The sequence below is a fragment of the Alteribacillus sp. YIM 98480 genome, from assembly GCF_009765375.1.
Classification (GTDB): Bacteria; Bacillota; Bacilli; order Bacillales; family Marinococcaceae; genus Alteribacillus.
In genome coordinates this window covers 167,315-191,711 of record NZ_VTOK01000008.1, presented here as the reverse complement: position 1 = coordinate 191,711, position 24,397 = coordinate 167,315, and the positions used below count along the sequence as shown (strand labels likewise).

Genomic DNA, 24,397 nt, shown 5'->3' with positions numbered 1-24,397 from the left:
GTATAAAAAGCGGCCGCCGGTTATGGCAGGCCGCTTTATTATGCAGTCAGTAAGTAGAATCAGATGAGACGTTAAACAAATGTTTGGATTTTTTGAGCTTATTCTTCCATTGAAGCATTTAAGTAGTCTTTGTAAAGATTATAGCTTTCATCTCCGTAACGGTTTAAAAAGTCGGACGTCGGTTCAAATGCTTCTGTAAGCGCATCTTTTTCACCCTCTGTGTTGTCCATTGCTGCATACACTTCGCTCATTCGATAAAAATGAGTGGGATCTTCCGCATCAAGCGCTGTAAGGGTATCGTAACGATTTAAACTATTATTATAATCTCCAACAGCAAAATAAGCTTGGGCTAAGGCTAACAACAAATCCCGCCCTGGCTGTTCTCCGTTATTTTCTTTCTTTTCTTCCAAATCGAACAGCAGCTCCGCTCCTTTTTCGATATCATAGTCAGAGTCTATTAGAAGCTTGGCATAATCGATTGTATTTTCTTCACTTTCCGGGTCAAGCTGGTACTGCTGTTCCATCATGGCAACAACATCTTCTACTAAAGCCTGGGAAGGTTCATTGGAACGCTGAACATGGGCTTCTAACGCCTCTGTGTACCGGCGTGAAAAGGGAGCAGCTTCCTCTTCTTCCTCCGCCTGTAGTTCACGTAAATAAATAATGATTTCATTATAATTACCGCGTTTTATTTCATCTTCCATAATGCTGTTTATGTTGCTTGTAGAAAGGTCTTCAAGCCGAAAACGATCAGCAAGTTCCTGCAGTGTTTCTTCATTGTAAGTAAAATTTTCATCTTGATAAGCATATTTATCGGTATCTATCGCTTCTTCTTCTGCAAGGTGGCGGTTCATTCCGTACGTGGAACAACCCGAAGAAATCAATAAAAAGGAAAGAAGCCCTGCTGCAGTTTGTTTTTTTATCATTCTATCACCTGTTCTTTAAACTCTTCTTAAAAACAATAGCTTCTCTATTTTAAACGAAAATGAAAAGAAAAGAAATACCAGCCGGATTTGTAAAATACAGAAGTACTCGTCTCTATGTTTTGTAACACAGTTTTAACATAAATCATTATTATTTTACTATTTTTGATAATTTTATACATAAATCTAGTTTATCTTTCCCTTCCATGCTATTCTTATGAGCAGAAGGAAAAGATTGGTGAAATCTGTCTGCATTTTCTATGAAAAAAGACATAAGAAAAAAGCTGTCAGACATATTTCCAAATTATTTCACTTTCCAAAAGACAACACCCTGAGAGAGCAGAGAAGGGGATCAACATCAAAGAGGAGGAACATGTCTTTGTTTAAGAAAATTTCATATGTGCTGCTTGCCCTGTCTCTTCTGCTTTCCATCTTTCCGACGCTCGGTTTAGAAAAAGCGAAAGCAAGTGACAGGTATTCTGATGTAGGCAGTAATCATTGGGCGTTGGACGAAATTATGTATTTGGCGGATGAAAAAGTTGCTACTGGCGATGATACAGGAAAGTTTAGAACAACCGAACCTCTAACACGTGCACAGGCATCTGTAATGATGACAAACGCTCTTGGGGCAAGTGGTCTAAATCGATCTGCCGCTTCTTTTTCAGATGTAAATCGAGACTTTTGGGCATACACTCGCATTGAGCGGGCAGCAGAAATGGGGATTTTCCAGGGGAATAATGGAAAATTCAGTCCAAACGACAGCATTGAAAAAGCTCAAGTAGCCGCAGTGGTGGCGCGAGCCTTTTTTGGACAAGAATCGCAGAACAATGACAGCAGTTTAAATTACGATGATATATCTAATAGTTTTTGGGCTAATGGTTATATAGCAACTCTCGTAGATAACAATATTATAGAAGATAAAGGAAATTATAAACCAAACCAGCCAGCAACGCGCGCTGAATTTGCCGTATTTTTAGCTAGAGCAATGAATGACAATCTTCGTCTTTCTGAAGAGAATGATGAAAACGAGGATGAAGACAAAACCGAAGTGAAACCTTCTGATAAGGAAGTTCTGTTTGAAGGAATTGTAGACGCAAGCACGCCGTTAAACGTCAGAAAAGGACCAGGTACGAACCATGGTGTGATCGAAACATTACGTGATGGAACAAAAGTAGACGTTTACGGTATTGAAGGCAGCTGGCTTGAAATCTATGTAAATGATGCAAAAGGGTATGTGCATCAAAATTACATAGACGAAGCGGATGGTATAGGTTCGGATGATAGCAGCAAACCAGCACAACCTATTGCAGAAGCAAAAGTTACCGCCTCCACGTTAATGGTCCGATCTGGGCCAAGCGCGAGCTATGACAGTGTAGGAAGCTTAAGTCAAGGAGACGTTGTTAACATTTATGAAGAAACAAGCGGTGATTGGGTTCTCATTAAATTTAATGGGGATTGGGCCTATACTCACAGCGGTTATTTGAACGACAATACTGCCGATAAAACGATTGTGATTGATGCAGGGCACGGAGGAAGCGATCCCGGAGCTCAAGCCAATGGCTTAGTAGAAAAAAATGTTGTGCTCTCTGTCGCTCTTAAAGTGGAAGATTTGTTAGAAGATGACGGCGTAGATGTGGTCATGACACGCCGCAATGACACGTTTATTTCACTGAGCGGACGAGTGAACATCGCGGAACGAGCAAACGCTGATTCCTTTGTCAGCATTCACGCAAATGCTGCCAGTGCTGCAGCAGAAGGAGCTGAAACCTTTTACAACAGCTCAAGCAAAGCAAAAGAAAGCCGTGAACTAGCAGAAGCTATCCAGGACCGGCTTGTCCGTGACACAGGCATGAGCTACCGCCGTGTAGCAAACGCAGGCTTTTATGTTATTAAAAATACAACCATGCCTAGCACGTTGATTGAATTAGGTTTTCTCACTAACTCAAAAGATGCCAACCGCATGAAAAAAGCAGGTTACAATGACAAAGCAGCAAAAGCAGTCTATAATGGTATTAAAGATTATTATGATTGGTAATCTATGAAACGTATTCCCACTTGAAGCAGCATGTAAACCTTCAAGTGGGATTTTTTTCTTAATTATGGATAATATTAAAAGATTGCTCTCTATTTTGGAGCGGGAAATGGTAAAATATATAAAGAAGCTGTTTTAATCTAGGCAAAAAAAGGAATAGATTACTAGGTTTTTCTTCCACAGACACTGGACAGGGGGCGAATGGATGTTGAAAAAATTAGCTCTACTTTTTTTTCTGCTTTTATTAATAATTGCTTTTCCATTATCGCTTGAAGCAGAGGCCTCTTTTGAAGATGTAGAGAGCTCGTATTGGGCCGCCGAAGAAATTGAATTTATTGCTGACCAAGGTGTAGCAGGAGGGTATAAGGATAATACTTTTCGGCCTAAAGAAGACGTAAGCCGCGCGCAAACAGCACAAATGATTTCAAAAGCATTGGATTTAGAAGCAGATAACCTGCAAGACAATGAATTTAACGACGTTAAAAAAGATGATTCTTTTTATCCGGCCATAACAGCAGTGGCTGAAAAAGGAATCATGAATGGAAGCAATGGGAATTTCCGTCCGAATGAAACGTTAAGCCGGGCTCAAATGGCTGTTGTTCTTTCCCAGGCATTTCATTTAAATACAAAGGAAGATGTTTCTTTTTCGGATATCTCAGAGGATTACTGGGCGGCTTCTTCGATTCAAAGACTGGCAGCAAATAGGATTACGAGTGGTCATTCGGATGGGAGTTTTGGACCAGGGGAAAAAACGACAAGAGCTCAATTTGCTGTTTTTCTTGCCCGCACAATGGAAGAAGAGTTTCGAGTAGAAGAAGTGAACTTGCCGCCTTCTGATGTGGACAGCGAGGAGAAAGCTTGGCATTTTAACGGGATCACCGTTGGAGATTCCAGAGAGAAGCTTGAGAGCACTTTAGGAGAAGCGGAAGCTGTAGAAGAAAGCCGTTATGGTTTTAAATGGAAAATTCACCACGATGGTTATGATAATTACGTTCAATATGGCGTGGAAAATGACGAAGTTGTAGCAATTTACTCCAATCAAGATACATGGAGAGACGAAAATGGTCTGCGTTTAGATAATCGTCAAAAAGATGTGCTGGATGCATATGGAGATCCGCTTCAATATATCCAAAAAGGCGGTTCAAACTATAGTACAGAGACCGAAGAATCTGGTACGTATAAAACAGACGGCCGCTATACTACTTTTTTCTATGACAAACATAGAGATAAGCGGATAACAGCTGTACTTCTCGTCAGCAGTGAAGTAGAAGAAGAGTTCAGCCAATATTATGCAGAACCAACAAAGAACTTAAAGGAAAGCTATGAACGCCAAGTCTTTCATTTAGCCAACGCGCAGAGAAAGCGCTACGGCAGAAGCATTTTAGAATGGGATGACACAGCAGCAGCTACCGCACGAGCTCACAGCGCAAATATGGCAAGAAATCATTTCTTTGAACACACCAATCCGGATGGAGAAGATCCGTTTGATCGAATGTTAGAGGATGGCATTACCTTTTACAATGCTGCTGAAAACATCGCATACGGACAGGTCAGCCCGATTTTTGCCCACGAAGGCTGGATGAATTCTAAAAGCCACCGTGATTCCCTGCTTGGCAACTATGAACGTTTAGGTGTCGGGGTAGCTTTTGATGAATCAAGAAAACAGCCATATTACACGCAAAACTACTATACACCGCGATAGGTAAGACGAGGAACCGTCCTAAAAGTCAGGGGCGGTTCTTTTTTGATCCAAATCGAACGTTAGCAGCAGAACAAGAAAAGGAGAAAAGTGGAACTAGCAGAGGAAGCGCTGAAAGGAGGGGAAGAAGAGCAGAATAAGAAAGAGGAAGCGCTGGAAGGAAGGGGAGAAGAGCTGAACCAGGAAGAGGAAGTGCTGAAAGGAGGGGAAGAAGAGCAGAATAAGAAAGAGGAAGCGCTGGAAGGAAGGGGAGAAGAGCAGAATAAGAAAGAGGAAGCGCTGAAAGGAGGGGAAGAAGAGCTGAATAAGAAAGAGGAAGCGCTGGAAGGAAGGGGAGAAGAGCTGAACAAGGAAGAGGAAGCGCTGAAAGGAGGGGAAGAAGAGCTGAACAAGGAAGAGGAAGCGCTGAAAAAAAGGGGAGAAGAGCTGAACCAGGAAGAGGAAGCGCTGAAAAGAGGGGAAGAGCTGAACCAGGAAGAGGAAGCGCCGAAAGGAAGGGGAGAAGGGCTGAATAAGAAAGAGGAAGCGCTGAAAAGAGGGGAAGAGCTGAACAAGGAAGAGGAAGCGCTGAAAAGAGGGGGAGAAGAGCAGAATAAGAAAGAGGAAGCGCTGAAAAGAGGGGGAGAGCTGAACCAGGAAGAGGAAGCGCCGAAAGGAAGGGGAGAAGAGCTGAACCAGGAAGAGGAAGCGCTGAAAGGAGGGGAAGAAGAGCGGAACAAGAAAGAGGAAGCGCCGAAAAGAAGAGGAGAAGAACTGAATAAAGCAAGAGAAGCACTATAGAAGTGCAAAAAATAGTGAATCAAAATATAGAATGCGGTTTACATATCCCAATAACCTCCCCCGTTAAATGTTTGAAAATCGTACTATTCTCACATTCTCCTCCAAATGTCCCTTTCATCTCTTTTGACAAGAAATCGAAACTAGTCTAGCTGGCTGCGGGGGTGTATAATAGAGAAGATGGTAATATACGTATGCTGCGTGTCTTAACCAATGAGGCACGCAGCATTGTCTTGCGTGAATAAAAGGCTTATTTTTCTATACATAAATTAAAAGAAAAGGTTAGGTACGTACACTTATGAAGGTTGGAATTATAGGAAACTACGGCCATAACAACAATGGAGATGAAGCGATTCTTTCTGGATTGCTTCATCAATTAACAAGTACTGGTCAAGTTGAAAAAGAAGATATCGTTGTGTTTAGTAATGATCCATCAAACACAAAAGCAAGATACGGGATCGCTTCTTTTCCCTTGTTGTATAAAGAAGGAAGCGTATTGAAATCAGGTGTGAAAACGGTAAAAGAAAGCCGGAAAATCATGAAACAGCTCGATCTGCTTATCATTGGCGGGGGCGGTTTGTTAATGGATATGTATAAGCGCGATGCTCCTTTATACAGTGTGCTTGGTTTAACCGGGAAGCTCAGCGGCTGCCGCGTCGCCGTCCATGGCGTAGGGGCAGGACCGATCACCACAACTACAGGCAAATTTTTTATTAAAAGGCTGCTTCAAGCCGCTTCTTCGGTAGCGGTGCGTGATGAAAAATCAAAGCAACTTTTAAAAGAAATTGGCGTCCAAAAGAGTGTGGAAGTTATTTATGATCCAGCTTTTTCCGTTCCGGTTAAAGAGCCGCATCAGCGGACAAGCTCCATTCAGAAGGTAGGGGTAACTGCTGTTCCTTATTTCAGCCAGCAGTATTGGCCGACGCCTAATATAGAAAAATACGAAGGATATTTGAACGGGATGGCTGCTTCTCTTGATCGTCTTATTACCGAAAAAGGGGTCGAAGTGACCTTTTTTTCGACAAAATATCCAGAAGATGTGCAGGTGACAAAAGATATTGCAGCGAAAATGCACCAGCAGAAACATTGCCGTATCATAGAAGATAATCTGCCGCCGGAGGATATAGTGAATACAGCCTCTACACAGGATTTGATTATAGGTACGCGCCTGCATTCGCTCATTTTATCAGTGAATGCTCAAACCCCCGTTATCGGCGTGGAATACCATAAAAAAGTAAAAGACTTCATGAGTGAAATAGAAAAAGAGCCGTATTCTGTCCCGATAGACAAGCTGCAGGATAAAGAACACGGCATCTTCCATGCTTTTGAACAGGCAGAACACAAATGGCTGGAGTTACAGGAAAACACAACAGCCGTTTCAAGCAAGCTGAAACAAAAAGCAGCAGAAGGCATGAAACTGCTAGGGTTTTAATGGATAACATCAGAAAGAATAAGTTTTAGATACTTAAATGAAAGGCTGTCACTATTATGGTAAGAGGTGAGAGCCAAAACGGCTGTAAGAACAGCTGTGTCCCTAAAAAATATAGAAACGAATGGTGTGACAACGTATGTTTAATCGGTATCTGCCAGTAGAGAGAGCAAATCAATTTCTATTAATGGGAACGGTTCTATTGGTAGTTTGGACTTCATTTGAATTACTTTTTACACGCATTTGGAACAACTGGCTGCCTATCGTGCCGAGTTTACTAGGATACGCCAGCGAAGGGCTTTTGTTTTTAATGGCAGCTGTTGTTCTTTTTCATCCTGACATAGGGCGGAAACATGTAATAGAAAAAATGAAAAATCCTTTAAACAAAAGTCTGCTTATCTTTTTTGGTTTTGTGCTATTTAGTTTGTTTGTTAATAATGTACCGTTTGCGCAAGGTGTATTCGGGGTGCGTGCTTTATTTCAGTTTTTAATCCTGTTTTTCATTTTGCTGGCGATGGATATACCAGAACGCTGGGTGAAACGGCTTTTTCATATCATTCTTGGGCTCGGCATTATGCAGGCGGTGATTGGGATATTTCAAATTATCCTGGGCATTCCGCTGCCGCTTAGAAACACGGAAGAGCGCCGCAGCATCTCTATTGGCGAAGAAATTAGAGCGTTTGGGCTAATGGATTCGAGTAACACGCTCGGGGGATATTTAGTTGCTATTCTGCTTCTGCTTGCGATGTATATCTTTGTATTCCACCAGCAGCTTAGTAAAAAACAATTAATGATTTACGGATTAATCGGATTTGTCTTATTGGCTGGTATTGGATTGACATTTTCCCGTCAGGCATTTCTTGCTTTAATCGCCTGCTTTGGGTTAATAGGATTGATTTTTAGAAAAAACAAAGCATTTCGGATCATGCTGTTTGCCGCGGTTGGACTGCTTGTTGTTTTTGCAGCAGGGTACGGACTAGCCCTTACTTTTTTCGAAGGGTTTGCCCAGCGTAACTTATATACACTTGATTTATCGAAAAACTATCGCTACTTAATTGTGTTAAGCGGACTGCTTGTGTTTACATTCAGCCCTGTTTTTGGGGTGGGACCTGGAATGTTTGGCAGCAACGCGGCCTTCTTTTTTGATTCGAAGTTTCATCAGTTTATGCACGAAGACCTGCCAACGACGATGACAACCGTCGATAATAACGCATTGTATGTCCTGGTCGAATACGGAGTAATCGGGATTATTTTGCTCGCATTGATCATCGCAGCGGTTTTGAAAACATGCGGTAAAATGGCAGTCTCTGAAGACTTGAAGCAACGCTGGCTCGGTCTTTTCATCATTACATTTAGTGTTGCCTGGTTTTTCATGGGGCTCTTGTCGACAGCTTGGGAAAATCATCAGATTGCATTATTTTTCTGGCTTTTCCTTGGTATTGCAGTGAATTGGTTCAAACGTACACACACGGAGGAATAATAAGATGCGAATTTTAGTTATTAGCAATATGTATCCTTCACATGCTGCCCCGACGTTTGGCATCTTTGTAAAAAATCAAGTAGAAGCGTTGTCCAAACAAGGAAATGAAGTAGACGTTGCAGCAATAAACAATCCAAAAATGGGTAAAAGAAATGTTTTGAAAAAATATAGTTCATGGCTGCTAGGAGCAGCAAAGCGTCTTGCTGTTGGCGGAAAATCATATGACATAGTCCACGCTCATTATGCATTTCCATCCGGTATGATAGCACGATGGTTCCACCGTCGTTACGGTATCCCATATGTGGTTACCTGTCATGGCGGCGATCTTAATAAGATGGCAAAAAAAGGACCATTTTTTCAAAAGCAGACAGAACGCATTTTACGTGACGCTGCGCATGTGATTGTCGTCGGGCGTGATTTAGAGGAGCAGGTGCTTCACCATTTTCACGTGCCAGAAGAGAAGGTCTCGGTTTTTAGTATGGGAGTCGACCGTACCGTGTTTTATCCGCGTCCTAAAGAGGAAATGCGGGAAATGCTGAAGCTTTCTTTTGATCAAAAACATCTTCTTTATGTTGGGAACATAATTGAAGAAAAAGGCATTGGCGACTTAATCGAAGCACTTGCTCTTTTGCGGGAAAATATGCCGGAAGCAGTCCTGCATGTGGTTGGACAGCCGAAACAAGAAGAATATTTTGAAAAGCTGAAGCAGCGGATTCAAGCTTTAAACCTGACAGAATACGTCAAATTTCACGGTTCAAAAGCCCAAACCGAAGTGGCAGACTGGATGAGCGCGGCCGATGTGTTTGTGCTGCCTTCGCATATGGAAGGCTTTGGATTAGTAGCAGTGGAAGCCATGGCTTGTGAAACACCGGTAGCTGGAACAGATACAGGCGGTTTGACGCACTTGTTGGCTGATGACGTCGGAGCGGTGGCACAGCCGCAAAATCCTCGTTCGCTTGCAGAATCCATACAGCAAGTGCTTCAAGACAAGAGCTATAGAAAAAAACTCGTGCATAACGGCAAACAGCAAGCTGAAGTAAATGATGCGGACAATATTACAGCAAACGTTATAAGCATCTATCAGAATGCACAACAGAGGCAGGGTGAATAACATGAGCAAAAAACGTAAAAAAGTGTTGTTTATTTCATCAGTTGGCGGCCATTTAACGCAATTAATGCAGCTTAAGCCTCTGTTTGAAAAATATGATTATTACTTAGTGACAGAAAAAACAGAAGTAACTGCTGCCATGAAAAACAAGCATCCGATGTCATTTCTTGTGTATGGAGCTCGCAATTATCCGATCAGCTATCTTTTAAAATTTTCATTTAACTGCTTAAAATCACTCGGCATATTTTTGAAAGAGCGGCCGGATGTAGTAGTCACCACCGGGGTCCATACGGCGGTACCGATGTGTTATATTGCGAAGTTTTTCCGTAAAAAAGTTGTTTTTATTGAAAGTTTTGCTAAAACATCGTCACCAACACTCTCAGGTAAGCTAGTTTATCCGATTGCCGATTTATTTATTGTGCAATGGGAAACGATGCTAAAACATTACCCGAAAGCAGTACATGGGGGGTCCATCTATTGATCTTTGTAGTATTAGGAACACACGAACTTCCTTTCACGCGCTTATTAGATGAAATCGAGCATCTCGTTAAAGATGGAACCATTACAGAAGACGTCCTCGTACAAAACGGCCACACGAAATATGAATCGGAAACATTGAACTTGGTGCCTTTTATGAGCTTTGAAGAAATGGACCAAACGTTTGATAAAGCACGGGTGATTATTTCTCATGGCGGTACAGGATCGATTATTACGGGAGTCAAAAAAGGAAAACCTGTCATTGCGGTTCCAAGGCTGGCAGAGCATGGAGAGCATAATGACGATCATCAGCTAGAAATAGTAGAGCAATTCGATTCAGCCGGTCATATTATCGGTACAGAAAGTCCAGCAGAGGTAAAACAGGCCCTGAAACAAGCGGAAACATTTGAACCAATCCCGTTTCAAAGCAGAAAAGAAAAAATTCTTCACATGCTTGAAGACTTTATCGACCAAGTGTAGGGGGCGGGGGCTTGTCCTCCGAAAGGAACGTGTTTCTAATGAAAGGAAAAAAATTATTACAAGTGATCGGGGCCGTAGCTGTCATTAATCTACTCTCACGGTTGATCGGATTTTTCCGTGAGGTTGTTATCGGTTATCAATTCGGTACAGAAGAGGCTGCTGACAGTGTAGTAGCAGCCTATACGCTGCCAAATCTTTTCTATGTTGTCGTCGGGGGCGCCATTACGACAGCATTTATATCGGTATACACAAAAATAGACGATCCCCTTGATCAAAAACAGTATCTCGAGCGGATATTTGGCTGGCTTTCTCTTCTATTAATTTTGTTCAGCGGCGGCCTTGTGCTTTTCTCAGAACAAGTCATTGCCTTGTTGTTTTCTGGAATGAAAGCAGAAACGTTTCAGTTAACGACGGATTTGTTCCGCGTCATGGCGCCTGCGACGTTCTTTTTAATTCTATCTATGTGGTTTACTGGCATTTTGAATGTGAATAATCGTTTTTCGTGGGCTGCAGCGGGAACACTGTTATTAAATGGTTCCTTTCTTGGCATTGCTGTTGTCTTCTATCCATGGATTGGCGCGTTTTCACATGCATGGGGAGCGTTAATAAGTGCAGCGCTTATGTGTGTGTTTCTTATTTATTTGATCCGCCGTGAAAAGTTCTTCACGTTTCGTTTTCGTCTTGATAAAAGTCCAGAAACGTGGCGGACGATAAAAATGGCAGGCCCGATCCTCCTTGGCGGGGCAACCTTGCAGCTGTATTTTCTTATTCATCGCATGTTTGCTTCATGGCTTGAAGACGGCTATATTGCAGCCTTAAACTATACATCAAAAATTGTGCAGCTTCCGCAGAGTGTATTAATGATGGCGGTCACTACGGTTATTTATCCGCTCCTTTCAAGAAAAGTAGCTGCAAAAGAGGAGGCCGGAATCAGTACGCTTTATTTTAAAGGATTGCGGATGATGGGGCTGACTATTTTACCTGTTGCCATATTTGTTATTTTGTACGCAGAAGAAATTATTCGTGTCATTTTTCAATACGGAAGTTTTACCGAGCAATCGACAAATATGGCGGCACCATTACTGCAGATCCTTGTTATTGGCATGTTTTTTCATTCAGCCAATTTATATGTTACCCGGTTTTTTTACGCATATGAACGATCGATATTCCCGGTCGTTGTGAGTTTAGTGTCGGTGTTAGGCATTAATGTCGGCATCAATTTTCTCTTGATAGATTCCTACGGTGCAGCTGGTGTAGCCTGGGGAACATCGATTGCTTCCATTTTCAACTTTGGTCTTCTCCTTATAGGCACCCAATTTATGTTAAAATTGCAGAAGGCACCCGATGTCCACTGGGGAAAAGACGCAGGGAAACTTCTTACTCTCCTTATACTATTTGGAGCAGTGTTATTTGGCTGGAAGTCTATTATGACAGCTGGCGGCTCTTACATCTCCCTTTTAGCAGGGGCAGCGGCAGCAGCGATAGTACTTATCATATTAATGAAAGTACTTAGATTTCAGGAAATAGAAGATATTACGGAAAAAGTGAAAGAGAAGGTTGTGAAGAGATGAATTTAGCCGTTGTGGGGACCGGATATGTTGGACTTGTATCTGGTACTTGTTTTGCAGAGCTTGGCAATCATGTTATTTGTGTGGACAAGCTGGAAGAAAAAGTGGATCAACTGAACAGAAACGAAATTCCAATATACGAACCAGGATTAGAAGAGCTGGTACGAAAAAATAAAGACGCAGGAAGGCTCGTTTTCACGACGAATCTCACGCAAGCAGTGAAAGAAGCAGATATCATAGTAATTGCTGTCGGAACACCGGAAACAGAAACAGGCGCAGCGAACTTATCCTACGTGTACGCAGTGGCGGAGGAAATTGGAGAAGCATTGGATGGCACGTTTAAAGTGATTGTAAATAAATCGACCGTACCCGTTGGAACAGCGGAGGAAGTAGAAAAAATAGTACGGCGGAAAAAACCGGAAGTTAATATTAATGTTAGTTCTGTACCCGAATTTTTACGTGAAGGCTCCGCGGTGCATGATACGTTTCATCCAGACCGCGTTGTAATAGGTACGTCTTCAGAAAAAGCAGCCAGCATGTTAAAAGAGCTGCATCTTCCGCTTACAGAAAATATTGTGCTGACCGATTCGCGCAGTTCAGAAATGATTAAATACGCATCCAATGCTTTTTTAGCAACAAAAATTTCATTTATTAATGAAATAGCCAACATTTGCGATCTATACGAAGCCGATGTTCATGCCGTCGCAAAAGGCATGGGCCTTGATCACCGAATCGGACCAAAATTTCTGCATGCGGGTATCGGCTATGGCGGATCCTGTTTTCCAAAAGACGTGAAAGCATTAAAATACTTAGCCGAAGAGAAAGGATATCAGCCTAATATATTACAGGCTGTAAATGATGTGAACGAAATACAAAGCCGGAGAATGGTAGAGCATTTAGACCGTATTTTTGATGGAGATATCAGCGGAAGAACTATTGCTGTATTAGGTCTCTCATTTAAACCAAAAACAGACGACATGCGTGAAGCTCCTTCGGTAAAAATTATTCAAGATTTAATCAAACAAGGAGCAACTGTCCGTGCGTTTGATCCGGTCGCAAAAGAAAATGCAAAACAAATGCTGCCAGACGAGGTCGAATACGTAGACAGTGCACTGACCGCTATCAATGGAGCAGACGCTGCTTTTTTAGTAACAGAATGGGACGAATGCAAGTCCTTAACACCAAAACAATGGAAAGACTCATTAAAACAACCGGTCGTAGTGGACGGAAGAAACGCGCTTGATAAAGAAAGCTTGAAAGCAGAAGGCATTATTTATCACGGCATTGGCCGTAAGTGATAATACATTTATTATGAAAGGGGACGGGGAGACATGTATTTTCGTATGAAAGGTTTGCTGCTTGGGGCAAGCCTGCTTGGAGCAGTAATTCTTGCCGGATGTTCCGAAGCAGAAGCTGATCAGTCAGAGGAAGCAGCAAGTGCAGATTGGACGGAAGAACAAGCAGCAGAAGTAGAAGGTGACATAGACGACACCGAACAGCGCTTAGATGATTTAGAAAAAGATTTACAGTCGCTTGGAGGAGAGCCATCATTTAGTGATGAACCTATTTTCCCAGATGTCGCAGGAGATTTTCATGCTTTTGAAGAAATACAGTTTTTAGCATCTGAAGGAATTATAAGCGGATTTAGTGACGGCTACTTTCGTCCATCCGAGACCATCACCCGTGCCCAAACAGCCAAAATGCTAACATCCGCCCTGGATTTAGATGCACCGGACGATTATGAAATGCAAGCAGAAGATGTAAGCAAAGAAAACCATGCCTATGACCAGCTGGCCGCATTGGAGTACCACGGAATTATGAAAGGAAACGACGGCCAGATGATGCCAGGAGAAGGCTTAAAACGTTCGCAAATGGCAGCACTATTAGTAAGTGCATATGACCTGCCAGACGCCCAAGACGTACATAGTTTCACAGATATAGATGAAAATTATCCGAACTTTGAACAAATCAACATCATAGCTGACCAACAAATTACATCGGAAGCAGGCGAAGCATTCCGACCAAACGAAACGACAACCCGCGCTCAATTCTCGCTGTTTATGTCTAGAACAATGGATGATTATTTTAAAGAGTAAAGGGAAAACCGTCCTAGCAAAAGGGCGGTTTTTTAGCCGTTAGGTATTTGCACAACTTTGGAAGTGGCATATGAAAAAGGGGAAGAATGCGCATAAGTGTAGAAAGTGGTTGGAATATAAGCAGAGAGTACATCCATTGCTAGTGTGCTTCCTATATGTATGAAGGGCCAGACCCTATACTGGAAGTAGGGTCTTTGTGCATAAAAAGAGAAAAACGATGCGTAAGTCTTGGAAAGTGGCGCATAAAAAAGGGAAGGATGTGCATAAGTCATAGAAAACGGTGGAAAAAACAAGAAGAGAGCCACGAACCTTCCACAGTACTCCCATAAGTATGGAGGGTCAGACCCCCAGGCCATAGCTGCTGGTGGCCCATAAAAAAGAAAAATGTGCATAAATCCGAGAAAGCAGAACATATAACAAAGAAACCATGTGCATAACTTGGAAAAATTTGTGCATAAACGCAGCCAGCTCCTAATTATTCCAACATAAGATCAAACCCATCGTTGTGCATAACTCCAGGAAAGTAAAACAAAAAATATAAACATGTGTATAACTCAATAAAGCAGTACACCACCTGCTGAAAAAATATGTGGGGTCAGACCCAAAAACATATGACCTGCTGGTGAAATCGACAACGTTATCTGTAAATACGAAAGGACAGAATACGAACAAAAAAGAGCTGAACACGTAATAAATACGCGCCAGCTCTTTATCTATGAATCTATCTCTCAACGATATCAATATCTGTATAATAATGCTTCAAAATTTCTCGGAAACTGTGTCCGTCTTGAGCCATTTTATACGCACCCCACTGACTCATGCCAAGACCGTGTCCGTATCCTTTTCCTTCTATTGTATAAGAAGAAGGAGCGGTTCCTACATATTCCACCCCGTTAGATGTACGGACAGCTAGATTTTCATAAGAAACAACTTCATCCGTACCGTCGCCTAGACGCATTTCCATTCCTATGGCACTGTCATAGGATTCTTCTGTTCCATCTGCTGTTTTTACTTTTACACCGCTGCTTTCTTCTTCACTAACATCGAACATTGTACTTTTCAGCGTAGTACCAAGCGACCAGCGCAGGGAATCTGGAGAGGAGTCCTCTGGCAAAGTTTTGACTTGTTCTTCTCCTGTCTCTCTGTTGCTGCCAGTTGCTCTCATTTTTTGCACACGGCCAGCATCACTTTTTTCAATGATTTCTAGCTTGGTAAGTTCCCAATTGCTGCTTGGAAAAATCGCCTCGTCAGCATCTTCTCTTGATAAATCAACTGTCCAGTTTGTATTAGAGTTTGCACTGTGATTGTCATAAGGGTCATCGACTGCTCTAATATATGGAACTTTACTGCTCCATACGTTTTCGCTGTTGTCCGTATAACCGCCGGAGCTGGCATGAAAATAAGCGTAGATTAACGAGCCGTTATGTACAGCGTACAAACCTTCAGTGTCTCTAATGGCAGCATTACTAGCGCTTGCTTCTCCAGAAAGACCGTGATAAACCTGATGAGTCACGGTGTCATAAAGAAAATCATTGGCATCCATATTTACTTTTCCGTAATTTCTAGCAGCAACAGCTTGTGCTTTTAATGCTTCACTAGGCCAAGAAGCCGACATTTCATGAGGTACGACACCTTTTAAATAATCTTCTAAGTCAAGTACGTTATAAAGCTGCAGCCGGTCAACTGTTTTCTCTTCATCATCATTGTCTTTGTTTTGTTCTTCTGCATCATCTGCTCCGCTCGGATCCCGTTTTTCTTCCGGTTCTATAATAAACGAGCCTCGGTAATTCGTTTCCTGAAAGGAAGTCCCAGCCCGTTCTACCGAAGAAATCGAAACATAATTGCTGCTAGAAGGCCCGTCCTCCTGCAGTACATACCCTTCTGAAGAGGTTTCGCTTACATCATCGGATAGTTTAATGGTAACCTTTTCAGTTCCGTAACGAAATTGCATGTCATTATCGATCTCCACAGATTCGCCATCCTCTAAGTCAATTAATTCATAAGAACCGTGAATATTCACATTAAAATTAGAAGATGGAACGAGTTTGATCGTCATCGGCTCGTTGTACAATTCTTGTGGCTCTGCTGCATCAGCCCCGCCAGTACTCCAAGCGAGCAGAGGAACAGAAAGAAGAGCTCCGATCATTTTTTTATACATTATTATTAATCCTTTCTTCTATGTATAGGGTGGAACTTAGTCCATTTCCTGTTCATTTTTTAGGTCTTCAACTTCACCTTCAAGCTCGTCGATGCGGTCTTCAAGGTCTGCAATACGGTCTTCTAACGGTTCAATTTGAGAGATCACCCAATCGACGCTGGCAAGAACAGGTTCTGATTGAGCAACAGCTGGTGTTTTTACAACGAGACCAAGTGCAATAATGGAGCTTGCTGCTCCGGCGAAAAACCATTTTTTCATAATATACGTACCTCCTTTTTTCGAAAAAATTAGTGTTTGTTTTTACAATAGGAAAGGGAATATGAAAGATTAATAGAATGTTATTTCTAGTGCATTATACCACCTCTATTGGTTGTATAAAAGATACATAACCACTAAATAATGGTATAGGAAGGATAAATTTTCATAAATATATGTAGATTAATTGTGACGTTTCCCAGCAAAGTATCGTCTAACGAATCAGAGTGAAAAGAATTGAAAAATCTTTGTAAATTTGTGTGAATAACTCCGAGTTGGAACATTTTATGATATAATTCGGAAGTGGATAAAATCAATATGGAAAATTCGACTAGATTCATAGACAATTTGTAAGCCAAATCGACTTATTTTTTTAAAACCATAAAAAAATGCAAAAAAATTATTATAAAAGATCAAAGTTTAGGCAACGGTAATGAAGGAGGGTCAAAATGACGACCGCATTAGCACTTATTTCATGTTTTTTAATATCATTGTTTTTAACTCCACTCGTAAAAAAATTAGCATTTAAAATTGGAGCAACAGATCAGCCAAATCATCGAAAAGTGCATAAAGGTGCTATGGCCAGAATAGGAGGACTTTCTGTATACGCTGCTTTTTTGGCCGGGCTGTTGATTTTACAGCCGGAAAATGCGTATATGCCATACATTCTGGTGGCGGGGACCATTATCATTTTGACAGGTTTTCTCGATGATCTTACCGAGTTATCAGCAAAATGGAAGCTTCTCGGCCAGATTGCTGCAGCCGTAATTGTAGTAGCAGGGGGCGTGCAGATTCAGTTTATAAACCTTCCGTTTGATGGAAGGCTGGAGCTTGGCTGGTTCAGCATACCGATCACCTTGTTATGGATTATTGGAATTACTAATGCCATCAACCTTATCGATGGTTTAGACGGTCTTGCAGCTGGTGTTTCTTCGATTGTTTTGGCAACGATTTCTGTGCTTGCCATTATCCAAGGAGACATTTTTATTGTTGCTCTTGGAATTGCACTCTTAGGTGGAACGTTAGGATTTTTAGTGCACAACTTTAACCCGGCAAAAATATTTATGGGAGACACCGGCGCCCTGTTTTTAGGGTTTATGATCGGGGTTATATCCCTGCTAGGTTTTAAAAATGTAACCATATTTTCTCTCGTTGTACCGGTCATTATTCTTGCGGTTCCTATTTCCGACACTTTTTTTGCGATTATCCGCCGTGTCGTAAACAAACAGCCGCTCGCAGCACCTGATAAGTCACACTTGCACCATTGTCTGCTGCGTCTTGGTTATTCTCATCGTCAAACCGTTTTGATAATATACGCTTTAAGTGCATTTTTCGGTTTATCTGCGGTTATTTTCACCATTTCCACTTTGTGGGTATCTCTTGTTATTATGATGATGCTCCTAATTGGAATTGAGTTGATGGCAGAACGCATCGGATTGGTTAGCCATAGTTACCGCCCGATGTTAAAGCTTGTAAATAAATTTTCAAATACGCCAAAACGGCCTTAATAAAAACAGCTCTCCTTTCATAGGGGAGCTGTTTTAAATAGGAAGTCTAAATGCTGCCGCTGCAACGTGTTGACTTTTACATAAGAAAAGTACAAGCGCCTTGCTCACGAGCGACAAGTCCTGGAGGGGCGGCACATGGAAAGCTGATCTTTGCTTTCCATTGACGAACCGAAGGAATCCCGAGCTAGTAGGCGCTTGCGCTAGACATGTAAAACGCCAAAAATCTATACTTTCTTACCTTTGAACAAAGACGTTTTCAACACTTCCTTTTTTACATACTTAAATTGCCCCAGTGCGGCTCTGTTCCGTCCTTATCTTTAAGAACCTATAAAAACGCAGCAAGATACTTTTATCGCACCTTTTCCAATTTTCTTCCGTTACCCCAAAATTATTTAAGATTTTATTTTTCAGAGAAGACAAACTGCACCATTCCTTTCTGGTTTATTGTTCCTTTAAACGATCTGAAACCAAATAAATGTAACTCCGTAAAATAAATTATAAGGTGAATCCATTTCATACGTGCTATTTCAATTATCAAAAACGAATATTAAATCGATTGCAGCGGAAAGCGTTCGCCTGAAGCGAAAATCGAATGATAACGAGGAAATTTAATCATTTGAAATTCATTCAGGTGAGATAAGTCTTTTTGAACATTATACAGCTCAAATTTTTCTCTTTATTTCAAATCTTAACAGCAAGGGGAAATCGAAATGAATGTGATTGAGTGCCGGGGTGTAACGAAAAAATATAAGCGGAAAAAAGCGATTCATCCTCTTTCGTTTTCTATTGAAGAAAATAAAGTCGTCGGCCTTATCGGAAGAAACGGAGCAGGGAAAACGACATTGTTGAAGATACTGGCAGGTTTTTTAAAAGAATCTTCGGGTGAGGTCAACGTATTTTCGAAGCGTCCGTTTAATAATCTTGTTGTTTCTGCTAACACCATTTTTATAGACGATCAAATGAATTTTCCTTCTAGTTTTACCTTAATCGATATTTTACAGCAAGGGGAACGCTTTTATGAAAACTGGGATAAAGAACTAGCGCATCGTTTGATTGCCTATTTTGATTTGGATGCTAAACAATCGCATACAAATCTTTCTAAGGGGAAGAAAAGTACATTTAACATGATTGTAGGCTTAGCTGCCAGGTGTCCACTTACTATATTTGATGAACCGACGACAGGTATGGATGCATCTGTCCGCAAAGACTTTTACAGAGCGTTATTAAAAGATACTATTACTTATCCGCGGACGATTATTCTATCCACCCATTATCTAGAGGAAGCCGAAGACATATTAGAAGAGGTACTGCTCATAAAAGAAGGTGAAAAATACCTTCACCTGCCAATGGATAACTTGAAAGAACGACTGGTCGGGCTGACTGGAAAAATAGACATCGTTTATCCATGGGTTATAAATCGAGACATATTACATACGAGAAAAATAGGTCAAGAAGAGGTATTTCTTGCGTTGGAGAATAACTTCACTGGGAATGAAAAAGAAAAAATGAAACTCTCAGGTATTCGTATTTCACCTGTTTCTGCAAACGATGCGTGCATATATATGACCTCTGAGGAGAAAGGGAGCATTGATGATGTATTTAACAGGGAATAATGCTGCAAAAATAATATGGCAGCAGTATTTATTTAAAATGAAAGCTTATGTTAGTGTGTTCAGCTCACTCGTTATAATACAGCTGCTTGGCATTTTGTTATCTTTTTCCGGAACGGCATCCAGGGGAACGTCAGCGTACGGAATGAACATAAACATAACGTATTATTCAGCAGATATGGTGATTGTCTTCACATCGATTTGGGGGTTTATTTGTGCCCTGCTTTTGACGACGACAGCTTATAGAGAGGATGGCTTTCATTTTGTTACAAACAGAATAAGCAGTAATCTTTCATCGGTTGCGTTTCTATTTACGGCCAGCATAGCAGGCGGCATAACCGCTGTTTTTTCTGGATTTTTATTGAAAGTACTGGTGTATTACATCTTGGCAGACGAAATTCTTGGTACCGGTGCGGCTGCGGATCCTCTGACCTTTGCGCGAGGCATGGCGACCGCTGTTTTAATTATTTTCTTTATTAGCTCGTTCGGTTATTTAGCTGGAATGATGGCGCAATGGTATAGATGGTTCGCGTTTATTCTGCCTGCTGCATTAATGGGTCTTTTAATTGTCCAAGGGGCTGGTGAGGGCACGATTTTGCAGGTGTTCTATAGATTCTTTTTTGAGGAAGCTTCGACTTTTCTCTTTTTCAGTAAAATGATAGGATCCGCATGCATTATTTTTGCTGCAGCTATGTTTCTGTCCAATCAGTTGGAGGTTAAAAAATGAGTATGTTCCTCATGTTTTTTCCGGTTGTTTTCGTTTTAGTTCTTGCTACGGTTCTTGTTAAAAAAAGACCGCTGAATGGAAAAGGAGATTTATGGCTTTTTGGCGGGTATGCAGCTGTTTTGCTTTTTTCAAGTGCTTTGTTTTTTCTTATCGCAGGAGAAGATAATGGAACGGATGAAGAAATAAGTGCTGAAATCGCAGAACAGGAAGCCCAAAAGCTGCAGGCAGCAGCACGTGAAGGAAAGGACGAGGATATAAACAAGGATTACAGAAAAAAACAATGGACATTTGAATACGAAGAGAGTCAACTTTCGATAGAAACCCCTGATAATAGCGTGAACGGGACAGATATACTTATGGAAAGAAAAGAGGAAAATGATCAGGTCATCGAAGCGGATTATTATCAAACTCCTTCGAGTATCGAGGGGAAAATGGCAGAACCAGCACGTAATCCTTCCATTCAACAAACAGAAACAGCTCTTATTATTAGAAACCCAGAAGAGGATCGTCTGGAATACTCGGCTTTTAAGGAAGAATTTCCGTTTAATCAGGGTTCGGAAAAAATAAATGTATTTGAAAATTCATCCCTTGTCCTCGGAAGTACCCTGATTTATTTGCGTGTTCCAAAAGACTTGAATGTTAACATGGATTCTTATCAAGTCCAATATGTGAATGAATAATAGATGAAATGAAGACGAACTTTCTGTACGGAGGTGCTTTGTGAATATAATATTACTTGTTTGGGTAATAATTGGCGGCGTTATAGGTTTTGTATCTTATGGTCCACTAGGTGCTTTAATTGGGGTATCAGCTGGCATATTAGTACGTATCAGCGATCAATTAAGTGTGATTGTTGATGAGATTAAAAGGGGAAAGTAGTAGTTAGATGTCCAGTGAATGAGTACATTTAAGAAAAGGTTTTGCGATTTTTTAAAGAACATTCATTAAGGGCAATTTAGGGAAAAAAATGGCGTTTTAACAGAAAAAAGCATGAGGAGTGACCGTAGTGAAGTAATTGTTACGGGTTTCATGTTCTATGTTGTGTTGTTTTTAGCCCTCATTGCATTCATGAAAAATCGGATACGTCCTAACAAGAAAAAGGTAGAGGATGTAGAAGCCCGAATGGTTCAATTGGAACATGAAATGAGTGAAATGAAGAATAATTAGGAGTTAAGAGGAAGCGGGTGCGGCAATTTATACATCGCTATTAAAGTGAGTGAAGAGAAAGAATGAGACAAGTGGAATGAAGAAAAATCCAGCTGGTAATATAACTGCTACATGTAATAAAGCAGCTAACGGGGATAATGGTGGATTTAATTAACAGTGTCGGCTTGGTATACTTATTCTTGTTATAGGGACAGCTTGTATAATTACGTTATTTTGATTTTGGAATAAAGGAAGGTTTTATGTTTGTTTAACTGGATTAAAAAGATATTAAGGATAAAAAGAACTGTGGTTATTATTCATACAATATATCCAGGTGAAGCATTTAAGGTTGAACAAACGTTAAGAGAAAATAATATTTGGTTTCAAAAAGATATTGGTGGTCCTGGTGACTTATCGTATTCGACGCGCAATGTAACCAAGCTTTCAGTAAAAATAGAAGATGAACCTATAGCAAAGCAAATTCTCAGAGATATGTAATAGGGCGCAATCTAAAATAAGAGATAAATATGGAGTGTCTTAAAAATGGAGAGAACTGTAAATTTGTTGATAGGTTTTTTAATAGGTGTTTCTTTTCTTGTTATGCCTCAGTTTATTCCACTAAACTCTCCTCTTTTCGAGGGCTTTGCTTTTATTTTTTCTATATTGGCTTTAATAGGATTTTTCTCTGTAATCGTTTTAGGATTATCATTACTGCTTGAAGCGTTTAAAAATATTAAGAAATAATGACAAGGTTGAAAATCAATAGTTTAGAACTAATCTATCTTCCATGATCTGTTTATCTAAGAACGAACATAGGAAGGGGGGGATTACTGTGAACATGGCCGCATCTGTCCGCCATTTACAAAAACGCTGTATCAACCTGCCTGGAGAAAATGTTTCTTTTCGTATCTATTTTTGGGGTGCGCAGCCAAACCATCAAGATAACCCCTTACATAAACATTCATTCTTTGAATTTTGTTACGTGAACAGCGGTACTGGGCTTTACTATGAGGATGAACAGAATTATGAATTGAAAAAAGGGACTTTTCTTTGTTCACGTCCTGGAAAGCTTCACAGAATTCACAATGGGGAAAACCTTTCTCTTTTCTGGGTTGGTTTCGAAGTGAATCAATCTTCTTCGACGAAAGAAGGCATTCATCTGTTTAAACAATTAGCGAACACACAAAAAATACTCATTTATGATGCGGAGGCTTCGCCGACTGCACAATTATGGAATGTATTAATGGAACATGCAGGCCGCTCCTATTCTTCAGCGTTATTGTGTTCTCTAGGCCACTCATTATTGATCTCGCTTCAAACGTTATTTTGTGGGCTAGATGAAAGCGAAAAGATACATAATGACGATTCAAGCAGTCCGTTTTTGATCAACCGAGCCCAATTGTTTATTAAAGATAACTTGACGATGTCTCTTTCTTTAGAAGATGTGGCCCAATACTTACATGTATCGAAACGGCATCTCTCTCGTTTGTTCCGCAGTCATTTGAAAATCACGTATACAGCTTTTTTACGTCAAGAAAGAGTAAGGGCTGCGGCTCTAAAATTGCGAGAAACAAGCCTTTCAATCAAAGACATATCGGATCTTTACTGTTTTTCATCTGTCCATCATTTCACACGGGTTTTCTCAGAAGAAACAAATATAACACCAGGCCAATATAGAAAACTTAGCAAGAAGGCGAAATTAGCCGGTAATCTTCAAAAAGATAAAACATAGTGAAGGTGAGCTGGATAACGTCTTGTGCGTTTTCTAGCTTTTTTTTATATTACCGCCACATTAAGACTTGGCGGCAAGTTAGTTTTTCTAAATATTAGCTCAGATTTTATGTCCTTTATTTATAAAAAAGAAGGCAGTTTCAGATAAATACAATAACAAGTTATGTCTTGTATTCTTTAGACATTGGAAGCGCTGCAATAATTTTATAATGTCAAATCTAAAAAGTCATGCTTTCATTATATAGATAGAGGTGATGCAGATGAGTATAAAAATTTCAGGCGCTCCCTGCTGCTGGGGAGTAGATGACCCGACAAATCCATATCTTCCACCATGGGAGCAGGTGCTAAAAGAAGCTTCTCAAGCGGGCTATAAAGGTATTGAACTGGGGCCGTATGGCTATATTCCGATGGACATTAACCGTGTGCAGGAAGAACTTTCAAAAAATAATTTAACTATCATCGCGGGAACAATTTTTGATGATTTGGTGTCTGAATCTAATCTTGAAAATTTACTTAAACAGGTGGACGATATCTGTTCTCTCATTACCAAACTTCCTTCCGTACCGCAGGAAGAAGGGCAGAATTTCCCTACACCTTATCTAGTAATTATAGATTGGGGACATGATGAAAGAGATTACAAAGCAGGACATCCAGATACAGCTAAACGCCTGTCAACTAAGGAATGGAATAAGATGATGGATCACATCCGAGCGATTTCTAAGAAAGCCTGGACATATGGCGTTCGTCCTGTCATTCATCCCCATGCAGGAAGTTATATAGAGTTTGAAGATGAAATTAAAAAACTGTTAGAAGACATCCCCTATGAAACAGCGGGGCTATGTCTTGATACCGGACACTTATATTACTCAAAAATGGATCCCGTTCAGTGGCTTCGAGACTATGCCGATCGAGTCGACTATATTCATTTTAAAGATATTGATGAAAAGATGTATGAAGAAGTGATGGAGGAGCATATCCGCTTTTTCGATGCTTGTGGAAAAGGGGTCATGTGCCCAATTGGTCAAGGAATTATTGACTATGATTCCATACACCAGCTGCTAAAGGAAATCAACTATCACGGCTATATTACGATAGAACAAGAGCGGGACCCTAGAAACGCTGATACTAGCTTGCAAGATGTCAGTCAGAGTGTTGCTTACTTAAAGAGTGTAGGGTATTAAAAGGAGGAGAAC

General features: G+C 40.8%; 24 protein-coding genes. 21 read left to right on the top strand and 3 right to left on the bottom strand.

The annotated features are described in order from the left end of the window. Positions 1–98: 98 nt before the first annotated feature. Entirely contained in the window at positions 99–926 is an 828-nt protein-coding gene (locus FZF09_RS12160) for a tetratricopeptide repeat protein (protein ID WP_158736863.1), read from the bottom strand. Between the two features lie 376 nt (positions 927–1,302). Between FZF09_RS12160 and FZF09_RS12155 the strand changes: the two genes are divergently transcribed. The 11 genes from FZF09_RS12155 to FZF09_RS12105 all read left to right on the top strand — a co-directional run bounded on the left by FZF09_RS12155 (position 1,303) and on the right by FZF09_RS12105 (position 14,069). Continuing rightward, a complete protein-coding gene (locus FZF09_RS12155; RefSeq protein WP_158736862.1) occupies positions 1,303–2,958 on the top strand; it encodes an N-acetylmuramoyl-L-alanine amidase in 1,656 nt (551 codons plus the stop codon). A 202-nt stretch (positions 2,959–3,160) separates the two neighbouring features. After that, on the top strand, positions 3,161–4,657 hold the full coding sequence (locus tag FZF09_RS12150; RefSeq protein WP_158736861.1) for an S-layer homology domain-containing protein: 1,497 nt from the start codon (positions 3,161–3,163) through the stop codon (positions 4,655–4,657). Positions 4,658–4,744: 87 nt separating this feature from the next. Further along, on the top strand, positions 4,745–5,434 hold the full coding sequence (locus FZF09_RS12145; protein ID WP_158736860.1) for a hypothetical protein: 690 nt from the start codon (positions 4,745–4,747) through the stop codon (positions 5,432–5,434). A gap of 295 nt (positions 5,435–5,729) precedes the next feature. After that, positions 5,730–6,863, top strand: a complete 1,134-nt coding sequence (locus FZF09_RS12140; protein ID WP_158736859.1) for a polysaccharide pyruvyl transferase family protein — start codon at positions 5,730–5,732, stop codon at positions 6,861–6,863. Positions 6,864–6,999: 136 nt separating this feature from the next. Further along, the gene (locus FZF09_RS12135) at positions 7,000–8,340 is read left to right on the top strand and encodes an O-antigen ligase family protein (RefSeq protein ID WP_158736858.1); all 1,341 of its coding nucleotides are present in this window, start codon (positions 7,000–7,002) and stop codon (positions 8,338–8,340) included. A 4-nt stretch (positions 8,341–8,344) separates the two neighbouring features. Then, positions 8,345–9,451 carry a glycosyltransferase family 4 protein gene (locus tag FZF09_RS12130; protein WP_158736857.1) on the top strand — a complete coding sequence of 369 codons (1,107 nt, stop codon included), beginning with the start codon at positions 8,345–8,347 and terminating at the stop codon, positions 9,449–9,451. A 1-nt stretch (position 9,452) separates the two neighbouring features. Next, complete coding sequence (gene pssD, locus FZF09_RS12125; protein WP_158736856.1) at positions 9,453–9,929, top strand: PssD/Cps14F family polysaccharide biosynthesis glycosyltransferase; 477 nt, start codon at positions 9,453–9,455, stop codon at positions 9,927–9,929. Further along, entirely contained in the window at positions 9,926–10,405 is a 480-nt protein-coding gene (gene pssE / locus FZF09_RS12120) for a PssE/Cps14G family polysaccharide biosynthesis glycosyltransferase (RefSeq protein ID WP_158736855.1), read from the top strand. Before pssD ends, pssE begins: the two co-directional genes overlap by 4 nt. Before the next feature lie 38 nt (positions 10,406–10,443). Then, positions 10,444–11,976, top strand: coding sequence for a murein biosynthesis integral membrane protein MurJ (murJ, locus tag FZF09_RS12115; protein ID WP_158736854.1), 1,533 nt, complete (start codon positions 10,444–10,446; stop codon positions 11,974–11,976). After that, a complete protein-coding gene (locus FZF09_RS12110; RefSeq protein ID WP_158736853.1) occupies positions 11,973–13,271 on the top strand; it encodes a UDP-glucose dehydrogenase family protein in 1,299 nt (432 codons plus the stop codon). The genes murJ and FZF09_RS12110 overlap by 4 nt, the downstream gene beginning before the upstream one ends. Positions 13,272–13,304: 33 nt before the next feature. Further along, a complete protein-coding gene (locus FZF09_RS12105) occupies positions 13,305–14,069 on the top strand; it encodes an S-layer homology domain-containing protein (RefSeq protein WP_158736852.1) in 765 nt (254 codons plus the stop codon). Positions 14,070–14,790: 721 nt separating this feature from the next. Here the strand turns inward: FZF09_RS12105 and FZF09_RS12100 are convergent. Both FZF09_RS12100 and FZF09_RS12095 read right to left on the bottom strand, forming a co-directional pair. Beyond that, a complete protein-coding gene (locus FZF09_RS12100) occupies positions 14,791–16,227 on the bottom strand; it encodes a SpoIID/LytB domain-containing protein (protein WP_158736851.1) in 1,437 nt (478 codons plus the stop codon). A gap of 36 nt (positions 16,228–16,263) precedes the next feature. After that, positions 16,264–16,485 (bottom strand): hypothetical protein, encoded by a 222-nt coding sequence (locus FZF09_RS12095; protein WP_233269482.1) that lies wholly within the window; start codon positions 16,483–16,485, stop codon positions 16,264–16,266. Positions 16,486–16,931: 446 nt separating this feature from the next. Here FZF09_RS12095 and FZF09_RS12090 point away from each other — a divergent pair, with 446 nt between their 5' ends. The 10 genes from FZF09_RS12090 to FZF09_RS12045 all read left to right on the top strand — a co-directional run bounded on the left by FZF09_RS12090 (position 16,932) and on the right by FZF09_RS12045 (position 24,385). Further along, positions 16,932–17,990, top strand: coding sequence for a glycosyltransferase family 4 protein (locus FZF09_RS12090; RefSeq protein ID WP_158736850.1), 1,059 nt, complete (start codon positions 16,932–16,934; stop codon positions 17,988–17,990). Between the two features lie 710 nt (positions 17,991–18,700). Continuing rightward, positions 18,701–19,603, top strand: a complete 903-nt coding sequence (locus FZF09_RS12085) for an ABC transporter ATP-binding protein (protein WP_158736849.1) — start codon at positions 18,701–18,703, stop codon at positions 19,601–19,603. Beyond that, positions 19,578–20,327, top strand: coding sequence for a hypothetical protein (locus FZF09_RS12080; protein WP_158736848.1), 750 nt, complete (start codon positions 19,578–19,580; stop codon positions 20,325–20,327). Before FZF09_RS12085 ends, FZF09_RS12080 begins: the two co-directional genes overlap by 26 nt. Next, a complete protein-coding gene (locus FZF09_RS12075; RefSeq protein WP_158736847.1) occupies positions 20,324–21,007 on the top strand; it encodes a hypothetical protein in 684 nt (227 codons plus the stop codon). The genes FZF09_RS12080 and FZF09_RS12075 overlap by 4 nt, the downstream gene beginning before the upstream one ends. Before the next feature lie 40 nt (positions 21,008–21,047). Then, a complete protein-coding gene (locus FZF09_RS12070; protein WP_158736846.1) occupies positions 21,048–21,206 on the top strand; it encodes a hypothetical protein in 159 nt (52 codons plus the stop codon). 111 nt (positions 21,207–21,317) lie between these two features. Beyond that, positions 21,318–21,494 carry a hypothetical protein gene (locus tag FZF09_RS12065; RefSeq protein ID WP_158736845.1) on the top strand — a complete coding sequence of 59 codons (177 nt, stop codon included), beginning with the start codon at positions 21,318–21,320 and terminating at the stop codon, positions 21,492–21,494. Between the two features lie 243 nt (positions 21,495–21,737). After that, the gene (locus tag FZF09_RS12060; protein WP_158736843.1) at positions 21,738–21,971 is read left to right on the top strand and encodes a hypothetical protein; all 234 of its coding nucleotides are present in this window, start codon (positions 21,738–21,740) and stop codon (positions 21,969–21,971) included. 45 nt (positions 21,972–22,016) lie between these two features. Continuing rightward, positions 22,017–22,217, top strand: a complete 201-nt coding sequence (locus FZF09_RS12055; protein ID WP_158736842.1) for a hypothetical protein — start codon at positions 22,017–22,019, stop codon at positions 22,215–22,217. 94 nt (positions 22,218–22,311) lie between these two features. Continuing rightward, positions 22,312–23,205 carry an AraC family transcriptional regulator gene (locus tag FZF09_RS12050; protein WP_233269487.1) on the top strand — a complete coding sequence of 298 codons (894 nt, stop codon included), beginning with the start codon at positions 22,312–22,314 and terminating at the stop codon, positions 23,203–23,205. 259 nt (positions 23,206–23,464) lie between these two features. Next, positions 23,465–24,385 (top strand): sugar phosphate isomerase/epimerase family protein, encoded by a 921-nt coding sequence (locus tag FZF09_RS12045; RefSeq protein WP_158736840.1) that lies wholly within the window; start codon positions 23,465–23,467, stop codon positions 24,383–24,385. Positions 24,386–24,397: the final 12 nt, after the last annotated feature.

Excerpts from the sequence above, each read along its gene's own strand:
- FZF09_RS12045 (WP_158736840.1), top strand. The coding sequence starts at position 23,465 with ATGAGTATAAAAATTTCAGGCGCTCCCTGCTGCTGGGGAGTAGATGAC.
- murJ (WP_158736854.1), top strand. The coding sequence starts at position 10,444 with ATGAAAGGAAAAAAATTATTACAAGTGATCGGGGCCGTAGCTGTCATT.
- FZF09_RS12110 (WP_158736853.1), top strand. The coding sequence starts at position 11,973 with ATGAATTTAGCCGTTGTGGGGACCGGATATGTTGGACTTGTATCTGGT.
- FZF09_RS12055 (WP_158736842.1), top strand. The coding sequence starts at position 22,017 with ATGGAGAGAACTGTAAATTTGTTGATAGGTTTTTTAATAGGTGTTTCT.
- FZF09_RS12150 (WP_158736861.1), top strand. The coding sequence starts at position 3,161 with ATGTTGAAAAAATTAGCTCTACTTTTTTTTCTGCTTTTATTAATAATT.
- FZF09_RS12050 (WP_233269487.1), top strand. The coding sequence starts at position 22,312 with ATGGCCGCATCTGTCCGCCATTTACAAAAACGCTGTATCAACCTGCCT.
- FZF09_RS12135 (WP_158736858.1), top strand. The coding sequence starts at position 7,000 with ATGTTTAATCGGTATCTGCCAGTAGAGAGAGCAAATCAATTTCTATTA.
- FZF09_RS12075 (WP_158736847.1), top strand. The coding sequence starts at position 20,324 with ATGAGTATGTTCCTCATGTTTTTTCCGGTTGTTTTCGTTTTAGTTCTT.
- FZF09_RS12140 (WP_158736859.1), top strand. The coding sequence starts at position 5,730 with ATGAAGGTTGGAATTATAGGAAACTACGGCCATAACAACAATGGAGAT.
- FZF09_RS12095 (WP_233269482.1), bottom strand. The coding sequence starts at position 16,485 with ATGAAAAAATGGTTTTTCGCCGGAGCAGCAAGCTCCATTATTGCACTT.
- FZF09_RS12090 (WP_158736850.1), top strand. The coding sequence starts at position 16,932 with ATGACGACCGCATTAGCACTTATTTCATGTTTTTTAATATCATTGTTT.
- FZF09_RS12065 (WP_158736845.1), top strand. The coding sequence starts at position 21,318 with ATGAGGAGTGACCGTAGTGAAGTAATTGTTACGGGTTTCATGTTCTAT.
- pssD (WP_158736856.1), top strand. The coding sequence starts at position 9,453 with ATGAGCAAAAAACGTAAAAAAGTGTTGTTTATTTCATCAGTTGGCGGC.
- FZF09_RS12085 (WP_158736849.1), top strand. The coding sequence starts at position 18,701 with ATGAATGTGATTGAGTGCCGGGGTGTAACGAAAAAATATAAGCGGAAA.
- FZF09_RS12105 (WP_158736852.1), top strand. The coding sequence starts at position 13,305 with ATGTATTTTCGTATGAAAGGTTTGCTGCTTGGGGCAAGCCTGCTTGGA.
- FZF09_RS12130 (WP_158736857.1), top strand. The coding sequence starts at position 8,345 with ATGCGAATTTTAGTTATTAGCAATATGTATCCTTCACATGCTGCCCCG.
- FZF09_RS12100 (WP_158736851.1), bottom strand. The coding sequence starts at position 16,227 with ATGTATAAAAAAATGATCGGAGCTCTTCTTTCTGTTCCTCTGCTCGCT.
- FZF09_RS12160 (WP_158736863.1), bottom strand. The coding sequence starts at position 926 with ATGATAAAAAAACAAACTGCAGCAGGGCTTCTTTCCTTTTTATTGATT.